This window comes from Janthinobacterium agaricidamnosum NBRC 102515 = DSM 9628 (assembly GCF_000723165.1).
Lineage (GTDB): Bacteria > Pseudomonadota > Gammaproteobacteria > Burkholderiales > Burkholderiaceae_D > Janthinobacterium > Janthinobacterium agaricidamnosum.
Window position 1 is genome coordinate 3690893 of record NZ_HG322949.1, and the last position, 18117, is coordinate 3709009.

The following is an 18117-nucleotide window of genomic DNA, read 5'->3' on the forward strand; positions in this document are numbered from 1 at the left end:
TTAAACGCAACTTTGCTATCGGCAAAGTCGTAACCATTACTGGAACAGGGGTTTCTGTCGCTGCTTGTCCTATGTTAAAGGTTGACGGGCACGCAGTGGCGACATGGCCGGGTTTGTTACGGCACGGCGTAGAATTTTGTGCATCAAAAGGGCTCATGACGCCAGAGGAAGCTAGGGCGCTGGGAGGCTTGCTCGAAGTCGGCTCCACGTCTTTTTTAATTACCGCAGCCGAAGACATTTCACAGCGGATGAGAGATAGTTCGCATGGTGTATTTCGCGGCTGGCTTGAAGACACTATCGGGAAAATTGTAGTACCGGCGGCGGCACCTTTGCCAGATATTCTCGCCGCACTGAGAAATATACCGGGCTTACTCGCCACCTTAAATTACGACAATTTACTTGAGGCGGCCACCGGCTACAAGCCCGTTACTTGGGATCAATCGCATCAAGTGCAGAAGGTATTGAGGGGCGAAGCCTCGCAGTCTGTGCTTCACCTGCACGGCCATTATGAAGCGCCTGAGTCAGTAGTACTCGGCCAACTATCTTACGACAAGGTAAAAAATGATGCTCACGCATCAACCGTACTAAGATCCTTTGCCATCCAGCATACTCTGCTATTTGTGGGCTGCGGCGACACGGTTCTAGATCCAAATTTTAGCCGACTAATTGAATGGGCAAAAGACGCGTTAGCGGAAGTTGCGCCACAGCATTACATACTTTGCCGAAGTGCAGATACCTCCGGCTTTCAGGAAAAACTTCGCGCGGCGCCTTGGTTACAGCCACTCAGCTATGGAGATGCGTATGATGACCTTGCCCCGTTCTTACAAAGTCTATACAGCCTTACGACGGTCACTGCCTCGCCTATTTCGCCAAACGCACCTATCTCACCTGCACCTATACCGATCACAGATTACGACATTGCCACTACACCGGCAATCTGTAGTGAAAGAATTAAGACATCGACAGAGCTTTTCAATGGCACGACGCAAGTAGATCTTAGTACCTCCATAGAAAAATTAGAAAAAACTGAACTCAAAAAACCGACTGTTGACGCACTTTTCGATATTTACTCGCTCCCCGTTGAACCCTATTACGAGGTCCGTGATTTAGATGCTGTAATAGCGACTGCTACATTCGGGGCTCATTTATGGGTTAGTGGTGCAAGTGGTGTAGGTAAGACGGCAGCTTTACAGCGACTAGCGGTTACATCGGGATGGCGAGTAGAGCATGTAATTTTGGCGAGTTTTCAAAATTTAGACGCTTTAGCGTTGATAGCAGCGATATGTACGCAGCTTTATGAGCGTATAGGCATGCACGATATAATCGTTCCTCCTGTAGTCGATATAGTTAGCATACTGAATCATCTCGACAAAATCTACAGCACCATCAAAGATATTCAAACACTCTCGATCTTTGTAGAGGAAATACCGATTTCGCAGGGCGAAGAATATGCGCGTTTTCTTGAGCTTGTATACCATATCACGCTTTCCACCGGAAAAGCTAAGCACATTCGAGTGGTGTGGATGTTTTCTTCAATTGAAAACCCAGAAAAAAGTATAAATCCGAAATTAAAGCATTTTCGTGAAAGAATGCAGTTCATTCAAATTGAGAACTGGAAAGATATTGATATTCGCCGCCTTATTGTTAGAATTAAAAAATCTGGTCAAATAAAAATATCTCCCGAAAATTCAAAGGACTTGGTACTGGCAGCAAATGGAATCCCACGATTCGTTAAAATGGTTTTACGCCGAAGTCGAAACGAAGTTGCGAGTCGTAGGCCATTTTCCGCAGTAATAAATTCGGTTAAGAAAGACCTATAAAATGTCCGTAAAAAGTCTAAAGCCAACCGCGATAGTACCCGACTCCATATACGTGGAACGTGCGGCGGATCGCCAGCTCAGAGAAATTATCGACGAAATGGGAAGGCCAGGTTACGTTTTAGTTGCGAGACAGATGGGGAAGACTAACCTACTGCTCCACATGAAACGTGAGCGAACCAATGACATGGTCATTTACATAGATTTGACTAGTCGCTTCGATACACCGCGCGCTTGGTTTCGTAATATCATCGATATGCTCATCGAGGCATACGGTGAAAAGTTTCCGGATGCGGCCGTACGCATATCACAACAGCGAATAGATGCAAATCTTGAGCCGAATGTTGAATTTGACCGGCATTTGCGAACCATTCTTCGTGAAGTTTTTGTTAAAATAATCATTATTCTGGATGAAATTGATTCATTGGTGAACACATCGTATTCTGATGTCATTCTCTCGCAGATCCGAAGCATGTATTTTTCGAGGGCGAATTATCCAGAATATGAAAAACTAACTTATGTATTGTCCGGAGTAGTCGAGCCAACTGATCTGATTAAAGATAAGAATATTTCACCTTTTAACATTGGTGAAAAAATTTATCTAGAAAATTTCAACTTCCAAGAATTTATTCAATTTTTATATAATGCAAATTTGCATTTAGACGATGACGTCGCTGGACGGGTTTTTGACTGGACAAATGGCAACCCTCGGATGACGTGGGATATATGTGCAGAGCTAGAAAATTTTTTCCAGACAGCAGGCTTTTTAACTAAAAAAGACGTTGATAGTATTGTTTTTAAGACATATTTGAATGAATTTGACCGAGCACCTATAGATCATATTCGTACTTTAGTTGAATCGGATCAAAAGATCCGAGATGCTATTGACGAAATTCGATACGGTAAGGGCGAGGTTTTAGATCAAAGCATCAAGAACAGATTGTATCTTGCGGGAATAATCACATCGGCTGGTGAAGATGTGACTATAGCCAATAAAGTTATCGACGCTTCCTTATCCGATTCATGGTTGAAGTCGCTAACATCCAGTAGCGAGTCAATTTTCGCAAATGCGAACGAGCATTTTTCTGAGAAAAGATATTCCCTGGCGGTAGAAGAATTCAGGCGAATTTTAAAATCAGCCAAAAACGTTACACTGTCAAAACAAGATCGAAAGCATTTGGCTTTATCTTATTTGCACATTGGCCTTACAAGCGATGCGGTAAGCGAACTCACGCTCTGTATAAGTGAAGAATCTGATCCAACACAGATTCAATACTTGAACCTTGAGCTTGGAGTTGCGTTTGCCGTTGCTAAAAATTTCCCAGATGCAAAAGTCGCATTCGCTAATGCAAGATCTGGTCCAGATAAGCTTACTTCCTGCAAATCTCAGCTAGAGCAAACATTCGTAACCTTGATGACGGGCGATAAAAAAGAAATCACCGATGGCGTAGAAGCCTGTTCGAACATTATTAGTGAAATGAGTGCCTCAGAACTGAGAGACGAACAAAAGCATCAAGAAATAGTTATCCTAGCTTACTATTTGAGATCACAACTGCTAAGCAAATTGAAACTGGAAGACCGTGCAGATATCGATCTAGAAAGTGCAATATCGCTATCCTCCAGTAAATATAAACCCGGTCTTCTATTCGCTAAAAGCGATATGTCGAAGCATAGGAGCACTAGGATCGCTGTTTTACGGGAACTTCTAAACCTGATAACTGAAGAGAATCTATTCGTACTTGATATAGATGACAGTCATCTGCAGCTCAGTACAGCTCGGGTCGTGGATATATTTACATCTCTGATTAAGGAAAACCTCGTCAAAGAATTTAAAGATTTTGCAAAACATTGCCTGAGCATTTCTTCGAATTCTGAAGAAAATGAGTTTTCCTTATTGAAAAGTCTCTACAATAAGTCATCACATTTCACAACCATCAATGATTCTATCAACATCTTAGTATGGGCCATACGATACTTTGACGATGTCGAACAAGACTGGCATGAAAAAATTGAGGTTTATCGCGAAATAGTGATGGTTTATGGTGGCGCCGAAAAAGCAGGGCTAAGGACTCGTTATTTGGACGAGCTTAATATCCATGAATCAGAAAAAGATTCGTTTTTCGACGTTTCGCATTTAGAAGCTCTGACGGTTTTGGGTAACGCTTGTATTCAGGGATCTGAATGGCCCCTTGCTCGTCTGCTATTCGACGTGTGGGGAAAATATAGAAATTCCGCAGATAGAACGAGTTTTTATCCGTTAATGATGGACTACTATGAGATTTTATGCGCAAAAGCAGGTCAAGTTTTTACAGCTAGTGTCATTGACCTCTCAATCCGGAATTTGCAGACAATAAAGGATCATGACGCTTCTTTTGCAAATAGCGCCGAGAGAGATACTGTAAACCATATCAAACGCGATACAGAAATAATTGCTAGAGGCTGGGTCAAAACGGATAAGCCCAAACCAAACCCTTTACGCAACGTCGGCAGAAATGACTGGATTACCGTCCAATACTCTGGATCAGATGCTCAACAAAAGAAATTTAAGTTTGTTGAGGAAGATCTGAAAAGTGGGAAGTGCATCCTAATAAACATTGTCAAATCTAGTAAATAGTATGATCATAAATATTTTCTCAATACACCAGAAAGGTTAAAATAAATCGAACCGCCATGTTGCTCACACTAAGGAAGCAATGACTTATTCATCGGGTGCCGTTCCCTACGGCAGTCCGAGCTGAGACAATAACGGTATCACCACCGTCCGCCATCGACCATGCAAAAGAGCTTTTCCGACCTTGAATACGCCGCCAAGAAGAAGCTGACGCGGCGCGACCGCTTCCTGGCCGAGATCGACAGCCTGACGCCGTGGGGCAAGCTGGACAAACTGATCGAGCCGTTCTATCCAAAGGTCGAAGGCGCCGGCCGGCCACCGATCGAATTGGCGCGCATGCTGCGCATGTATGTGGCCCAGCAATGCTTCGGCTTGTCTGACGAAGGCATCGAAGACGCGATCTACGACAGCCAATCCATTCGCGCCTTTGTCGGCATCGATCTGGGCCGCGAGTCGGCGCCGGACGCAACAACCTTGCTGAAGTTCCGCCACCTGCTGGAAGCCAACGGGCTGACGCGCCAGATTTTCGATACGATCAACGGGCACTTGTCCGAGAAGGGTTTGATGATGCGCGAAGACACCATCGTCGACGCCACGTTGATCGCCGCGCCGCCGTCAACCAAAAACAAGGACGGCAAGCGTGATCCAGAGATGCACCAGTCGACGAAAGACAATGACTGGCACTTCAGCATGAAGGCGCATGTCGGCGTTGATGCCGCTTCGGGCCTGGTGCATATCGTCATCGGCACGGCAGGCAATGTCGCCGACGTGACGCAAGCGCACGCGCTGCTGCACGGCGACGAGACTGCCACGCTCGGCGACGCCGGCTACCAGGGCGTGGAAAAGCGGCCCGAAAATTGCGGCAAATCGGTGACGTGGCACGTGGCCATGAAGCGCTCCAAACGCAAGGCGCTGCCAAACAATAAGCTGGGACGCTTGACGGAAAAGCTGGAGCATCTGAAGGCCAGCGTCCGGGCGAAATTCGAGCATCCGTTTCATGTCATCAAGAACCTGTTCCGTCATCGTAAGACGCGCTATCGCGGCTTGGCCAAGAACACTGCACAGCTTTTTACCTTGTTCGCCTTTGCCAACTTGGTACTGGCCGGGAGACGTTTTACGATCACCGAATCCCGTAATCCGTCTTGATTGCAGAAAGACGCGAAGCATCGCGTCAAACTGAACGAAAAACGGGTTTTAAACGGCTCGCCGGTGACCATTTGGCGCGCCAACCTTGCCAGAAAACCGAGTTGATCAGCGCTTCCCTAGCGACTAGCCGTTAGTCGCTAGTGTAAATCATCTAATATGTATGCCAATAATGTCAGAAAAAAGAAGCTTATTATTTACGTCATAAATCCTGATTTCCATGGTATGAATACCACGATATTCAGCATGCCGCGTCCAACTATACTTTCTTGGATCGCGACCACGATTCGCAGCATTCGGTTTAATTTCAAAGTCACCCCGATCGTCATGGCTCATATTCGCATCCGCCGCTTGCTGACCGTGATTCTTTCTGATCCACTCCCCTCTTAAAGGCATGCGAAGTCCATCAAGAGCATGAGGCTCGATAAAAATTTGAAATTTTACTTCCGTTCCCTTGTTAACACACCTAGAGACTGATCTATACTCATTATAGGACTGCATGTCTCGGCAAAACGCTTGAAATTGGATGCCGGGGTAAGCAAGCACACCATTTACTATTTTTTGGCGCATTTCTAGTGGAATTGGCAAGAGCCGCACAAATTCCCTGAACTTTAATTCATGAATCTCGTAATTGTGATTTTCTCCACCAAATACCGAATAGTTCGGCAATAAGTAGGGTATTGGCACTGGCACACCATCGCGCATTTTTGTTTTTTGACCGGTTAAGCTATGAGGGAAATCAAGGTATCGGACTAAATTACCTCCAAGCATAGCGCTGTCTTTTGATGCCATCGATTGCAGTTTTGCAGCCGCGTCAACGAAGAAGGAAGTTGCCGTAACTTCGGACACGTCTCTGTAGCCATATGAAGACCATAGGACTTGGTCATCGCCGCCATAATCGATGCCTACTCTAAAACCAATGTCATTTGCGTCAATCCCCTGCTTTAAAAGACCAGGACCGATAGATTCATCCATCAGTAAGCGCAGCATTGCGGCACAATTAATCGCAGCCATGCAAGCACTCTCGGAGTCACGTCGCATACCGCCAAAATAGGCCATAAGGGCATCACCCATAAAACGGTGGACATGCCCATCTAATGCTCTTACTGTCTCTGAAGCCGCCCGCAGAATTGTATTTTTTATTTTCTGTACCTGAGGTAGTCCATAACGAAGTGAAAGTCGAGTAGAATTTTTTATATCGATAAATACAGTTGTGATATGGTGATATTTTGTATCGTCAGTGCCAACTAAATATTCAAAATCCGGATGTGCCCCGATTGTGCCTGTATTGACTCCAGTATTTCCAAACCACTCGCGTATTGGCTTTTGAATGACATACTCATCGGCGGATACGTTAGCCAAACCGAATCCTTGGTGATCCGCACTATCAAAAACGATAGAGGACGAAGTAGCGGCGCTCTCCATCGTTGGCCGTCCAAAATCGTCAATGATTGCGCGAGTGGATTGACTCTCTGAGGCGTATAAAGATTCAAAGCTAGCTCGGAATAATTCTTGGTTTTTATTTTTCATATCTACCATCTAAAATCAAATAATGCACAGCAACAGAATAGTCAATAAACTTAAGGGTAACTGTATTGTCGCAATAGCTTGGGTCGATTGATTAAGTAAAGCCATTTTTCGAGAAACAATATTTGCCAAGACATGCGCTTGTCGCGACAAATCCTCAACTATTTCTGCGTCAGTAATTTCGTTAATTCTGTGTACGTAACCATCTCGCCCTCCATTTAATCCCGCAACATCGCCAAAAAATATAATTGATGGTTTTTCGTGATTAGCGCGCCCACTTGGCATTTGAGGATTTAACGCCCCATATGCGCGATATGCAGAATAAAATGTGACTGCAATAGATATTCCCGCCGAGACAATTGGTAACCACCAAGTCCAGTTGTGATCCCTTTTGGCTATCAAATCGATAATTTTGAAAGCAATACCGCCGATGTAAGCCATGCAGTAAGACAAGATGATCGCAATTTTTGTGTTTGCGGCGCCAATATAAGCATCGTACCTCTTAATAATTTCAAAAAGTAGTTTTTGTTGATTTTCAGATCGCTTTGAAATATCGCCTGAGATAGTCGTCATTTTTTAATCCTAGATGTTGATTTGCAGCGAATTCCGACCCATTTTACCTCGTTATTTTCAAAAAAAGCGAACTACGTTTAGGTAACCGCTGATTTATTCATCGCGCCGTTCTCTGTGGCTGGCAGACCTGAGACAATAAGGACATTAGATTTCAAAAAGCGTATGGGTGCGATGCTTGACTGCCTTTTTATCCAAGAAAAGCCTAATGATGGTCAGGATATGTAATGGATCGACCCTGGTTTAATTACGGACACCGACAGCGCGGCCAGTTGCCTCAGAGCTCTTCAATCAGCTTTGCATTTCAACCAACATCCCCTTAAAACCGACGGCTCCGTTGTAGCCACCATAGTCTTAGTAAACCGGACAATCCGTTGCCCATTTGCAAGTGGATGTGAAGCCGAACGCAACGACAAATACCTCGCCGCCTGCAAGTCGGCCCCGCGGCTACGCTTTACGCCGTCACAAGCCGGCGAGCAGGTTTGCTGGTATGCCGCAGGTGTCAAAGCCCTGAGAAACTCCAAAAAGCCGCTTACGAGGCAAGATAGTTTGCCGGGCGCGGCAGTAGCCGCGCCCGGAGTTTGAAGAGCGCCCCCTGCGCAACGCACTTGGGTTATAGGACAATCGCAAGCGGCCAGCACATGCATCTCGACTTCGTCGTCGGCTTCTTCCTGCTCATTGCAGTGGTCGATTTGGAACACGGCGGGCAGTCACATTGTGCTGGCCTTCGTTCTTGGAATCAAAAAGGCTTCATAGGCTCTCCAAAATACTGTATGCACATACAGTATTTTATGCGATCACCCATGCCGCATTCAAGCGGTTAATTTTGTTGCTTTTGGAAAATATTGAAGCGGGGAAGCACCGCTTCGCCCAACTTAGTAGAAAGGCGACTTTTCGGTTACCTTCAGAAAGATCTCAATGGTAATATTGATTGCAACGATATTAACCTTGGAATAGGTTGCGCCCAATGACCTCAACATTTAGCTTTAGCGATCTTTGTGATCAAAATATCAATATCTTGATCGGCTCCGGCGCATCGTATGGCTTATTCCCAACGCTTGAACTTGGTATCAAATCGAATGACGGCGCAAATACCACGGTTGAGTCACTGGCCACGTTGTTTCAGGATCGAACTGACCCGCGCTATTCCGCGTTGTTCATGCACTACTACAAAACGTGCATCGAACCTGTGCTGGCGTTTGATTACACTGGGACGACGGCAAACGCTGTCCATGCGGCGGTATTGGAAAATTACCGGCGATTTCTCGGTTCGTTGCTCTTGCTGTTAAGGCGGAAAAAGGCCGATCAGCGCAAGGTGTGCAACCTATTCACAACAAACTACGATGGATGCCTTGCTCACGCGGCCGAGGAGCTGTGGAAGGAACGCAAGCATGAGTTCTACTTAAATGATGGGACAACCGGTTTCAAGCGTCGATATCTAGACGCCAGGAATTTCAGTACGGTGACGACGCAAACCGGGATCTTCGGGCGACATCGAAACGAGGTTTCGCAAATTAACTTGATCCACTTGCATGGTTCAAATTATTGGTTCAAAGATGCAGATCGCATTCAGGTCAACTACCTCACCAACAATGGGGAAAGGCTCGTGACTTCAGGCGGGTTTGCGAAGTGTGATGAATTTTCAAATGTTCTGCTCGACCCAACGAAGGCGATAGATGATCTTCCCGATGTGAAGTTTGTGGGCAAAGAGACTTCTGCGTTTTGGGGGAAATACGATTTGCTTCCCATCGTCAACCCCACCAAGTGGAAGTTCCACGAAACCGTCTTCGAAGAGCACTATTACCAGATGCTCCGCTACCTTAGCTATGAGCTTGAAAAGCCTCATGCAGTATTGTTGACCTTTGGGTTTTCATTTGCGGATGAACATATTCGTCAGCTGGTTCGGCGATCCCTGTCGAATCCTTCACTTCAACTCTATGTGTGCTGTTACAGCGCGGGCGCGAAGGCTACTATTGATGGGTACTTTAGCGAGTTTCCGAATGTGCAGACCATCGTGCTCGATGATCCGCTGGATTTCACAGCATTCAATAAACAGGTTTTCACAGCGTCACCAACGGCAGTGAGTGCCAACGTCGCTTTGGCTGGAGGGGCGGCCGAATGACCATTCGTGTTGGCGAAGTCGTCGCGGTCGAAGGGACCAAGATTTCGATTCGAATCTTTGAAGAGTCGAACCGCGACACGCTGTTCTTGCATGGCGAGAAGTACAAAGGAGTGTCGATCCGGGAATATTTGTCGATACAGCGTGGGTTCAGGGACATCGTATGCATGGTGCAAGGTGAATACCTGGATGAGCGCAGAGTCGAGGGCGACGGTGCAAGTTCTTATTTTATCCGACGAGTCGAGGTAAAACCAATTGGATATCTAGAGGATGGGCGATTCAGAGAAGGCATCAAGTTCCTTCCTATGATCAAGGACTCTGCCTTCCTCATGCAAGAATCCGCAATCAAGGCCCTTTACGCGCCCAAGGATACGACTAGCGGACTGGTGATCGGCCAGCTTCTCAAGGAAGAAATTCCTATTTCCCTCCCTTGGCAGCGTCTATTTAACACGCATATCGGAATTTTTGGAAATACTGGCAGTGGCAAGTCAAACACTCTCACCAAGCTCTACACCGCCTTGTTTGAAACCAAAGCACAGGATTTCGCTGGCAAGAGCAAGTTCGTACTGCTCGACTTCAACGGGGAGTACACGAATAACCAGTTGATCGGTGCTGAACAAAAGCAGGTAATCCGACTTCGGACCAACGCCGAAGGCGGGGACAAGATCACTATCAATGATGAAGAGTTCTGGCATACTGAGACGCTTTCAATCTTGTTTCAGGCAACCACGAACACGCAGCGACCGTTCATTAATCGCGTCGTGACGGCCAGGGCTAAGTACCGGGAACAAGAGAATAGCTTGGCACGCTTTTTTTCATATACTTGCAAGTCGGTTTTCACTTCAGCGGGACCAAAAACGGAATGCCTAGATCTCCTGCGTGTCGTCTGCAAGATGACACAAGCAGATGACCTGCAAGAATTCCTGGCAACGATCAAATGGCATAGCCAGCAGGGGAAGTTTTTTGTGGCTGGGCCGCGCTTTTTCGATTCTGATGGAATTGTCTACGCTGGCTTGCTTCAAGCATTGGTAAATGGTGTGGACCTAGGCGACTTCAACGCTTTTGATGAATTCATCTTGCGAGCGCACCTGCAGCTCACACTGGACGTTCTCAGCGGCTTTGTTCAGTTCGAGCACATCCAGCCGCTACTCAAACGCGCTGAGTCCGCATTCACGAACCTGCGGCGCGTCGTTGAAATCTCGGGCGCCAATCCCGACGAGCGTATTTTGACTGTGATTTCGCTTCGGAACTGCAATCAGGATACGAAGAAAGTTCTCCCCTTGCTGGTTGCGAAGCATTACTACAACAGCCACCGCAACAGTGTCGCATCCCCGCCGGACAGAACGATGCACCTGATAATTGATGAAGCTCATAATATCTTGTCGGAACAATCGGCAAGGGAGCATGAGGTATGGCGGGACTACCGCCTTGAGCTGTTTGAGGAGATCATCAAGGAAGGTCGCAAATTCGGCATGCTCTTGACATTGTCAAGCCAACGCCCGGCCGACATTTCGCCGACGATTGTCTCGCAGCTTCACAATTTTTTTATTCATCGCCTGGTGAACGAGCGAGACCTGTATTTGATCGAAAACGCGATCAGTACACTCGACCAGATATCGAAAGCGCAAATCCCCAATTTATCAAAAGGCTGCTGCATCGTGACCGGCTCTTCATTTGACTTGCCAATGACTCTGCAGGTAGACCTTCTGGAAAGGCATAAGCAGCCAGACAGTGAGGATGTGGATCTCTCTGAAATCTGGTCGGACAACATTGATGATCTCGTTTGAATACGAATTGGCTTTGCGCTGGCAGCATCCGGCCAGCGTTTCACCTGTTCTCTAGAAAGGACGTCACGCAATGCAAATGAGTAACCTGTACATTTTGGTATTCCGCGATGGAGATTACATCAAGATCGGGAAAGCAGATGGTATCCATGCCAGGATCGCTGTCCTTCAGCGCGTAAAGCCCGCGATGTTTGCAACATCACCGGCGGCTAGTGACCCGCAGTCAGCATTGAGGACTTTATCTCATCTGACAGCTGCCGTCAGACTTCATCGAACTCAAGACTGGCCGAATTGCCGATTGGAACGGTTTCAAATACGCCATCTTTTTGCTTCCTCAGAAGACCGGCCTTGGCGCTTTGCCCAAGGCAGCGCGCTATCGCCTGGCGCCATGCTTCCGGCGTGAGACCTTCGGGAAGAACATAGCGGCCAGTGTCTTTCGCTAGCATGTCACGCTCGAACTTTGTACCTACCTGCTTCACGCTAATCCGAGAATAGATGAATGCCGTTGCCAATCGATGAAGGGTGCTGGAATTGGCGAGTTGGTTCAGCTCGACAGGAACACCTAGCGGCCTGGCTCTGGCATATATCCGCGCCCCCAATGCGGCCAGTGGCAAGGGGAGGCAATTTTTCACTTCCTGCGCAATCACTCCTGGATTCGGTGAGGTGATGATTGCATCGAATTTTCGCAGCATTGCCAAGACGTCTTGTGACGGTGTCGCTCGTTCCTCGATCGCACCAGCGCAGCATTGGCATATGGGCGCTTGACGCAATTGGGGCACGTGCGGCGTTATGTCGGTACAAGCTTCACACACATTGAGTTCATAGATCTCCGTGCGCAGATCACCCGGAACCTTATTGACCGAAGGATCTTCACGTTTGATTTTGCGTCGGCATGACGATGTCCAGGAATACACCGGCCAGTTGTGGTATGCCAGCAAGTAGTCTATCCAAAGGTCCGCAGCCTCTGCGTCGTCTTCCCTGTCAACGAACCAGCATTTCCAGGTATCACACCAGGACAGCTCCACGGAGGAGAGTCCAACAGAGGCAGACTCGATATGCCGGGCCAAGATGAATCTGGTCAGCCCCTGTTCTCTCGCAGCATTCGCGATGTTTGCATTGTCTGGATGTTCCAAGACCAGCTCTTGAAACTTCCCGTGCGAGGATTTGCAACCCAAGGGCTCCGCTTCGTACAGTGCGATACAAACCGTCGTGGCGCGGGAGTAGGCGCAGAACAGTTCGATATCGTCCATATCATCGGCTCCCGCAATAATAATGACAGGCGCCTCCATGCCACGAAAGCGAGCAACCGTTTCATAGCGCTCGGCACTGATACGATTGCGCGACCACCCGAACCTCGACAACACGACGATGTCTGCTCGGTTGACCCCTTTGGCCGTTAAGTCCCCAATTAAGGCATCAATAGCAGTGTTCACGTTTCCGACTACACGCTCTTGCAATGTATCTTCTTCCACATCACGCGGGTTGACCATCTGGTACGAAGGCTGTCGAACCCGCTGCAAACGATCGAACACGCTGCGGGGAGATCGCAATGGAATCGTAAGAGAAAATGGGCCCTCAATCCCGAATACATTGCAAAGATCGTTGGTGGAAATCCGCTCTTTCTCAAAAGCGAATCTCTGGGTTTCATCACAGAAAGCGATAATCGGTTTTCCCATAAATTGCGCTGCGAGCCAGGCGCACCACCCCTGACGGAGGGTTTGCGCCTCGTCGAGAATGAGTACATCGAAATCTGGGATCAGACCGTTAGCTTGGGCACTCTGCAGGTCCTCCAAGCAACCGTGTTCCAGCCAGGTAGAATTGGATTCGAATTGCCCGGGCAGTCTCCTAGCGTACTCCGAACAGAATCCATGCCAGGTCGCTACTCTCGCCATCGTTGCATAAGCGATCTCTCTTCGCAGATGCTCGACAAGCAAGGCATTGAACGTCAACATTAACACTCGCTTACCCTCAGCGATCATGCGCCGGGCGATCTCGACCGCGATTAACGTCTTGCCTGTACCCGGCCACCCAGTTACTACCATGCGGGCCTGACTCATGAGAGTGTTCACGACTGAAGCTTGCTCCTGAGTCAGGCGTAACCAAACACGATTGTCATATTCAACTCGGTTTCCCCACGATGGGGTGCCGTCAAACGTAGGGCATAGCACTTGAACGAGACGGGCCGCACGACTGGAGCCAAGTGTTGGATTGCCGAGGGTTTGCTTCCAATACGCCATCAGTTCACGAATTCGGGCTGCCAGTTCAGGAGCATCCATACTCATGCGATCAATAAACAGCGATTGCGGTGGCGTGACGGTGACGTCGACGAGTCCAGGACTAATTATGTTCTCGCCAAACACACTATCTGGGAAGACCAATCCGTAGCCAATGCGCCAGCGTAGACGGGGGTCATTGCCCAGCCACCGGGCTAGACCGTGAAGATTATTGCGCGTTTGAAGGACATGATTCCCAGTGTTTCCGGTCTTCACATAGATGAAAAGTCCGTCCTTGACACTCTGCTTCCCACCCTTGACCTCAAGTGCTAAGAGACCCAATGATTCGTGAATTACGAGAAAATCAATCTCTCCCGTCGGAGCGTAGTTGGGATCGATTTCTTTGACACCTCGAGCCAGCCACGGAAGACTATGAATTACGGTGAAGTCGTCCGATAAGCCTTGCTTTAACATGTCATAAATTTTCTTCTCGCCACGACTATTCGTATCTTGCGGTCCTGCGACCGGAATCATGCGCGCCATGGATATTCCTCTCCCATCATACTTTCCTCACTCCATTCAGCCTGGCAGTTCTTTCTCCTCAAATTGGCCGACAACACCAAGAATCTGGTCAATTCGTGTAAGGCACTCATTGATGAGTGAGTCTGTTATGTAGCATAGGAGCCGGAGGCACTATCGGCAAAATCGGAGGCACTGGCGGTTCTGGTGGTGTAGGTGCTACTGACTGCGGAAAAACATTAGATGGCAGCTGTGCGCTCCAAGAAGGTTTCCGCTCAGGCTTAGTTAGGTAGCGGCTCGCTCGACTGAATGGAGATAGACCCGGCGCTGGTCGATTGACAGGGGGCGTGCCTACGCTGTCCCATTCCTTTGTGCCCAGGTTCCAAGCTGAGTCAAGCATAAAGAGGAATGCCACGTCACCGTCTGAACTCCCAACTATGTCACGGAAATCGCACTGGTGGCGATTTCGGAGATTGCCCGGAGAGTGGTCGAACATGCCGAGCTCTACCAACCAGTGATCTCCGGCTGCTACGGTAAGGGCGCTAACTTTTGCTATATAGCTTTCTGTATCAAGCTCCCAATATGTACGCGCGGCCAGGATAACCGTCAGAACACCCTTATGTTCGCCGATGAATTGCACGCCAGGCAGCAACCCTTCCATGAGCATCTCTTCGATAACGCAAATGATGCGAGTGTCATCATCGTCATCCCATATAACGGCAAAATCATGAACACGGGGACGCGCGACCAACTCTTGGCTGACATTGCGTGAGTCAACTGCTCGAAAGATTGTGTATCGAGGAAAGCGTGCGCCGGGGGCACTTTGCTCGTCGTGCATGCAATGGAATAAAGTGGAATAGAAAGGTGTGCCGTTAGCCATTGTTATGCTCCATTTTCAGTGGTTGGCGTTGTGGATTCCTCCACTGCCTCCCGGCTTTCGACCAGGAAGCGATTTCAGTGGACAGCTTAGCATAGTTTCGATGGCTGCTTTCCTGCGTGGTCGGAAACGCTAATTCATCCGACAGCTTTTGTTAGGCCAGATCAGATCTGCTATATATCAAGCTAGAATTGCTTAAATTTCCAACGTTGGAAAAATAGGGAAGGTTGACCTGACTCCAACACCACAAGATACAGGGTAGGTCACTACTATTCCCTCGACACGATTGCTACAACGTTGCCCACCTCTGCGAGCTCTTTTCTCAGGCGAGACGCTGCCGCATGCTCGCGGGCGGCCTCTTTCTCGGCTTTGTCTCGAGCAGTAAAGTGTGCCAATACAGCCGCCTTGTGCGTATTAAGCTGGCTTCTCAATTCCGCATTGTCGGCGCGCAGACGCTTGATGACTTCATTTAAGGTCGTGGGCACGCCGTCGAGTCCGGCCGTATGCTGTTTAATCAGTTCACGTATCCGCGGGTACCGGCATCCTGTTTCCAAGGCAATCAGCGTACGGGAATGACCTGCTTCCAGCGCCACATTCGAAGCATTAACTTTCAACGTTCCTTTGACCTTACGCGCTTTGAGCTTTTTGTTTTTCGGTTCGCCATCGCACAACCGGTCGAAGGCCTCTAGGAAATCCTGCTCAATCGGGTCTTGTGCCGGCGCTTCCTTCTTAAGTCTAGGCATGTTCGTTCTCCATGATTATCACCACACGGGCGTCCAGCGCCCCCACATCCGAGCCGAACTTCTTCAGGATGCTCCTAGCTTGGTCGGCGCGGAAGCGGATTTCCCGAAACAGGCCGAGGTGTAATCCAGCCGCTGCCGCCTGGCGCACCGATGTCTCGCAGGCTACATAACGGTCAGACCAGAATGGCTCATGGCTTATGTCCATAATTGCGCAGGCACAGCCAGCACATAAGCTTGGCTCACGAGTCGCAGTGTTAGGAGCCTTACGCAACCAGATTGGAGTGCCCGAAGCATCATGGCAGCGCATCTCGCTTGCACGAGTCGGACAACAAGTCGCATGCGCAGTGAAGAACATCTTGAGATCGTTGCGGTCACTCCACTCGACGGCGCGTTGCCATTTGCTCGACGTAGGCAATTCGCCTACCTCATCACGCAATTTTGCCAAGGAAAACTCCAACTGTTCGCCCATCCTCCCCGCCAACGCGGACTTTCCCATAACGCTATCGAAAACTGTCAGATAGACTTTCTGTACGGACATTGAGCTGATCTCGCCAAGCAGCAGCGGGTTGCGGCCGATATAACCACCCTCGGTCATAGCTAGACTCACGTGATGAAACTGCATCTGTATCGCGGGTAGCAGCCGAGGATCGCAAGCCAAAGCGAATTGTGCCCAACTTTTGCGAAGCATGTGCGTCCTAAAGATTGCTCCTTTGCTTTCACGCCAAGGCACAAGATCATTGTCTTCGGTCTTGCGCGCGCTCTCGTCGGACAAGCCGGACAGGTCAACCCAGCATACAATGAAGCGCTGCATCGATTCGTTTAGCTTAGTGCTTGCCATCGCTCCAAGATCCGTCGATGCAACAGACAGAGTTTTACCGCATCTGCCCGACAGAATCAGTCGCCGCGTGCGCGCACGGGCTCTCCAAGGTTCGTATAGTTGATTGAGAATGCACAACGCTCGAACGGCCAACGGAATTTCCCTGCTTCCTACGGGACGCATACCTAGTACCCAGTCAACTTCACGTGGTAGGCCCCCTTCGGTCTTGGAGAGAACAGAGCTGATAACGAACCATTCGTACAGACCCGTTGTGCTTCGCTCCAGACGAACACCGTTCGGAAGGCCGCTGGCCTCGTCGATGCCGGCCTGAATACCCAGTAATTCTGACACCCTCATTCCCGAGCATGCCTGCACCATGATCGAGGCAGCGTCCCGCACAGATTCCCACAATTCCCGAATTCGCGACATTCGAGCCGATCTCCGATCAGACGAGCATTCGAATATAGAATCGAGTGGCCCATGCCAAGGTTGGGTGTGGCCGGGAGGAATGCCGAACTCAAAACTATCCAAGAACTTCCTTGCCCGCCGAAGTCTTGCTTGTTTTCTTGTTCCGGTCTTTTTCCGGGCCACTTCGGAACCCCGCGAGCTCTTCACCTTGACCACCGTACCAGCAAGGGGATCACGAATCACATCCAGCAATCTAAGCACATCGTCAGCTGGCGTACCAAGAAACCATGCAGCCTTGTTCAACAAGGGAATAGCCACCTCGTCTGGCAACGGCTTAATCCATCCCGGCACTTTAGTGGCAACGTTCTTGGCTATGGCCCATGCTCCGCGGCCATCAAAGGGGTGACTCGCCAACGATTTCACCCCCATCTTTGACAATGCCAAGCGCTGATCCCACAACCGCATGAGTATCGCCAACGTCCTTACAGCGACAGACACGCCGATCTCGCCATCATCGGTATGGGCCGCGATAAAGCTCGGGAGCTGATCTACATAATGTTGAATCACGGCTTGGGTAAGTTCGTGTGGATCGTAGTACCCTGCTTCGCTCATCCAAGACAGCAGCCACTTAAATTCAACTTGAATCGGCCCCATTGATCCGGGCGCAGGCTTGCGTCCGTCGGATGGTAATACAAGTAGCGTAAGCATTAATACTCTCGCCCAATGCAGGCGCGCTGTATGTTGCTGATCTATTAGTCGACTGCCGTCGAATAGTTCCATTCCCCAATTGAGAGAAGACTGCGACTTTTTTGATCCGGGGGTGGGATTGGAAAATAACCAGACTTTATCATTAAACAAACTGTGTTCGCTGACCTGATATTGATCGAGCTCATCCCTAATCAATTCATGAATTTTTTTCCTGTCGGGATCATTTCTAGCTTGTTCGCGAGGAGCGGCAGCGTTAGTCAT

General features: G+C 48.8%; 11 protein-coding genes. 6 read left to right on the top strand and 5 right to left on the bottom strand.

Annotated features, from left to right (window positions below):
- The first annotated feature begins 155 nt into the window (after positions 1-155).
- From GJA_RS26800 to GJA_RS15745, 3 genes are all read left to right on the top strand, one after another.
- Complete coding sequence (locus GJA_RS26800; protein ID WP_167541126.1) at positions 156-1820, top strand: SIR2 family NAD-dependent protein deacylase; 1665 nt, start codon at positions 156-158, stop codon at positions 1818-1820.
- Between the two features lie 52 nt (positions 1821-1872).
- A complete protein-coding gene (locus GJA_RS26260; protein WP_169803238.1) occupies positions 1873-4431 on the top strand; it encodes an AAA-like domain-containing protein in 2559 nt (852 codons plus the stop codon).
- 159 nt (positions 4432-4590) lie between these two features.
- Complete coding sequence (locus GJA_RS15745) at positions 4591-5574, top strand: IS5 family transposase (protein ID WP_038493918.1); 984 nt, start codon at positions 4591-4593, stop codon at positions 5572-5574.
- 147 nt (positions 5575-5721) lie between these two features.
- On the opposite strand, the gene GJA_RS26805 is transcribed toward GJA_RS15745, so the two are convergent.
- Both GJA_RS26805 and GJA_RS27410 read right to left on the bottom strand, forming a co-directional pair.
- The gene (locus GJA_RS26805) at positions 5722-7101 is read right to left on the bottom strand and encodes an adenylate/guanylate cyclase domain-containing protein (protein WP_167541127.1); all 1380 of its coding nucleotides are present in this window, start codon (positions 7099-7101) and stop codon (positions 5722-5724) included.
- Between the two features lie 15 nt (positions 7102-7116).
- On the bottom strand, positions 7117-7671 hold the full coding sequence (locus GJA_RS27410; RefSeq protein ID WP_144241559.1) for a Pycsar system effector family protein: 555 nt from the start codon (positions 7669-7671) through the stop codon (positions 7117-7119).
- A gap of 964 nt (positions 7672-8635) precedes the next feature.
- Between GJA_RS27410 and GJA_RS15755 the strand changes: the two genes are divergently transcribed.
- Positions 8636-9790, top strand: a complete 1155-nt coding sequence (locus tag GJA_RS15755) for a hypothetical protein (RefSeq protein WP_038493924.1) — start codon at positions 8636-8638, stop codon at positions 9788-9790.
- Positions 9787-11574 carry an ATP-binding protein gene (locus GJA_RS15760; protein ID WP_038493926.1) on the top strand — a complete coding sequence of 596 codons (1788 nt, stop codon included), beginning with the start codon at positions 9787-9789 and terminating at the stop codon, positions 11572-11574. The genes GJA_RS15755 and GJA_RS15760 overlap by 4 nt, the downstream gene beginning before the upstream one ends.
- A 257-nt stretch (positions 11575-11831) precedes the next feature.
- Here the strand turns inward: GJA_RS15760 and GJA_RS15765 are convergent, their stop codons facing one another.
- Positions 11832-14327 (bottom strand): AAA family ATPase, encoded by a 2496-nt coding sequence (locus GJA_RS15765; protein ID WP_051780957.1) that lies wholly within the window; start codon positions 14325-14327, stop codon positions 11832-11834.
- Between the two features lie 433 nt (positions 14328-14760).
- On the opposite strand from GJA_RS15765, the gene GJA_RS15770 reads away from it, so the two are divergent.
- Positions 14761-15075 (top strand): hypothetical protein, encoded by a 315-nt coding sequence (locus GJA_RS15770; protein ID WP_038493929.1) that lies wholly within the window; start codon positions 14761-14763, stop codon positions 15073-15075.
- 374 nt (positions 15076-15449) lie between these two features.
- Here the strand turns inward: GJA_RS15770 and GJA_RS15775 are convergent, their stop codons facing one another.
- The gene (locus GJA_RS15775) at positions 15450-15923 is read right to left on the bottom strand and encodes a hypothetical protein (RefSeq protein ID WP_038493932.1); all 474 of its coding nucleotides are present in this window, start codon (positions 15921-15923) and stop codon (positions 15450-15452) included.
- On the bottom strand, positions 15916-18117 hold the full coding sequence (locus tag GJA_RS15780; protein WP_038493935.1) for a hypothetical protein: 2202 nt from the start codon (positions 18115-18117) through the stop codon (positions 15916-15918). Before GJA_RS15780 ends, GJA_RS15775 begins: the two co-directional genes overlap by 8 nt.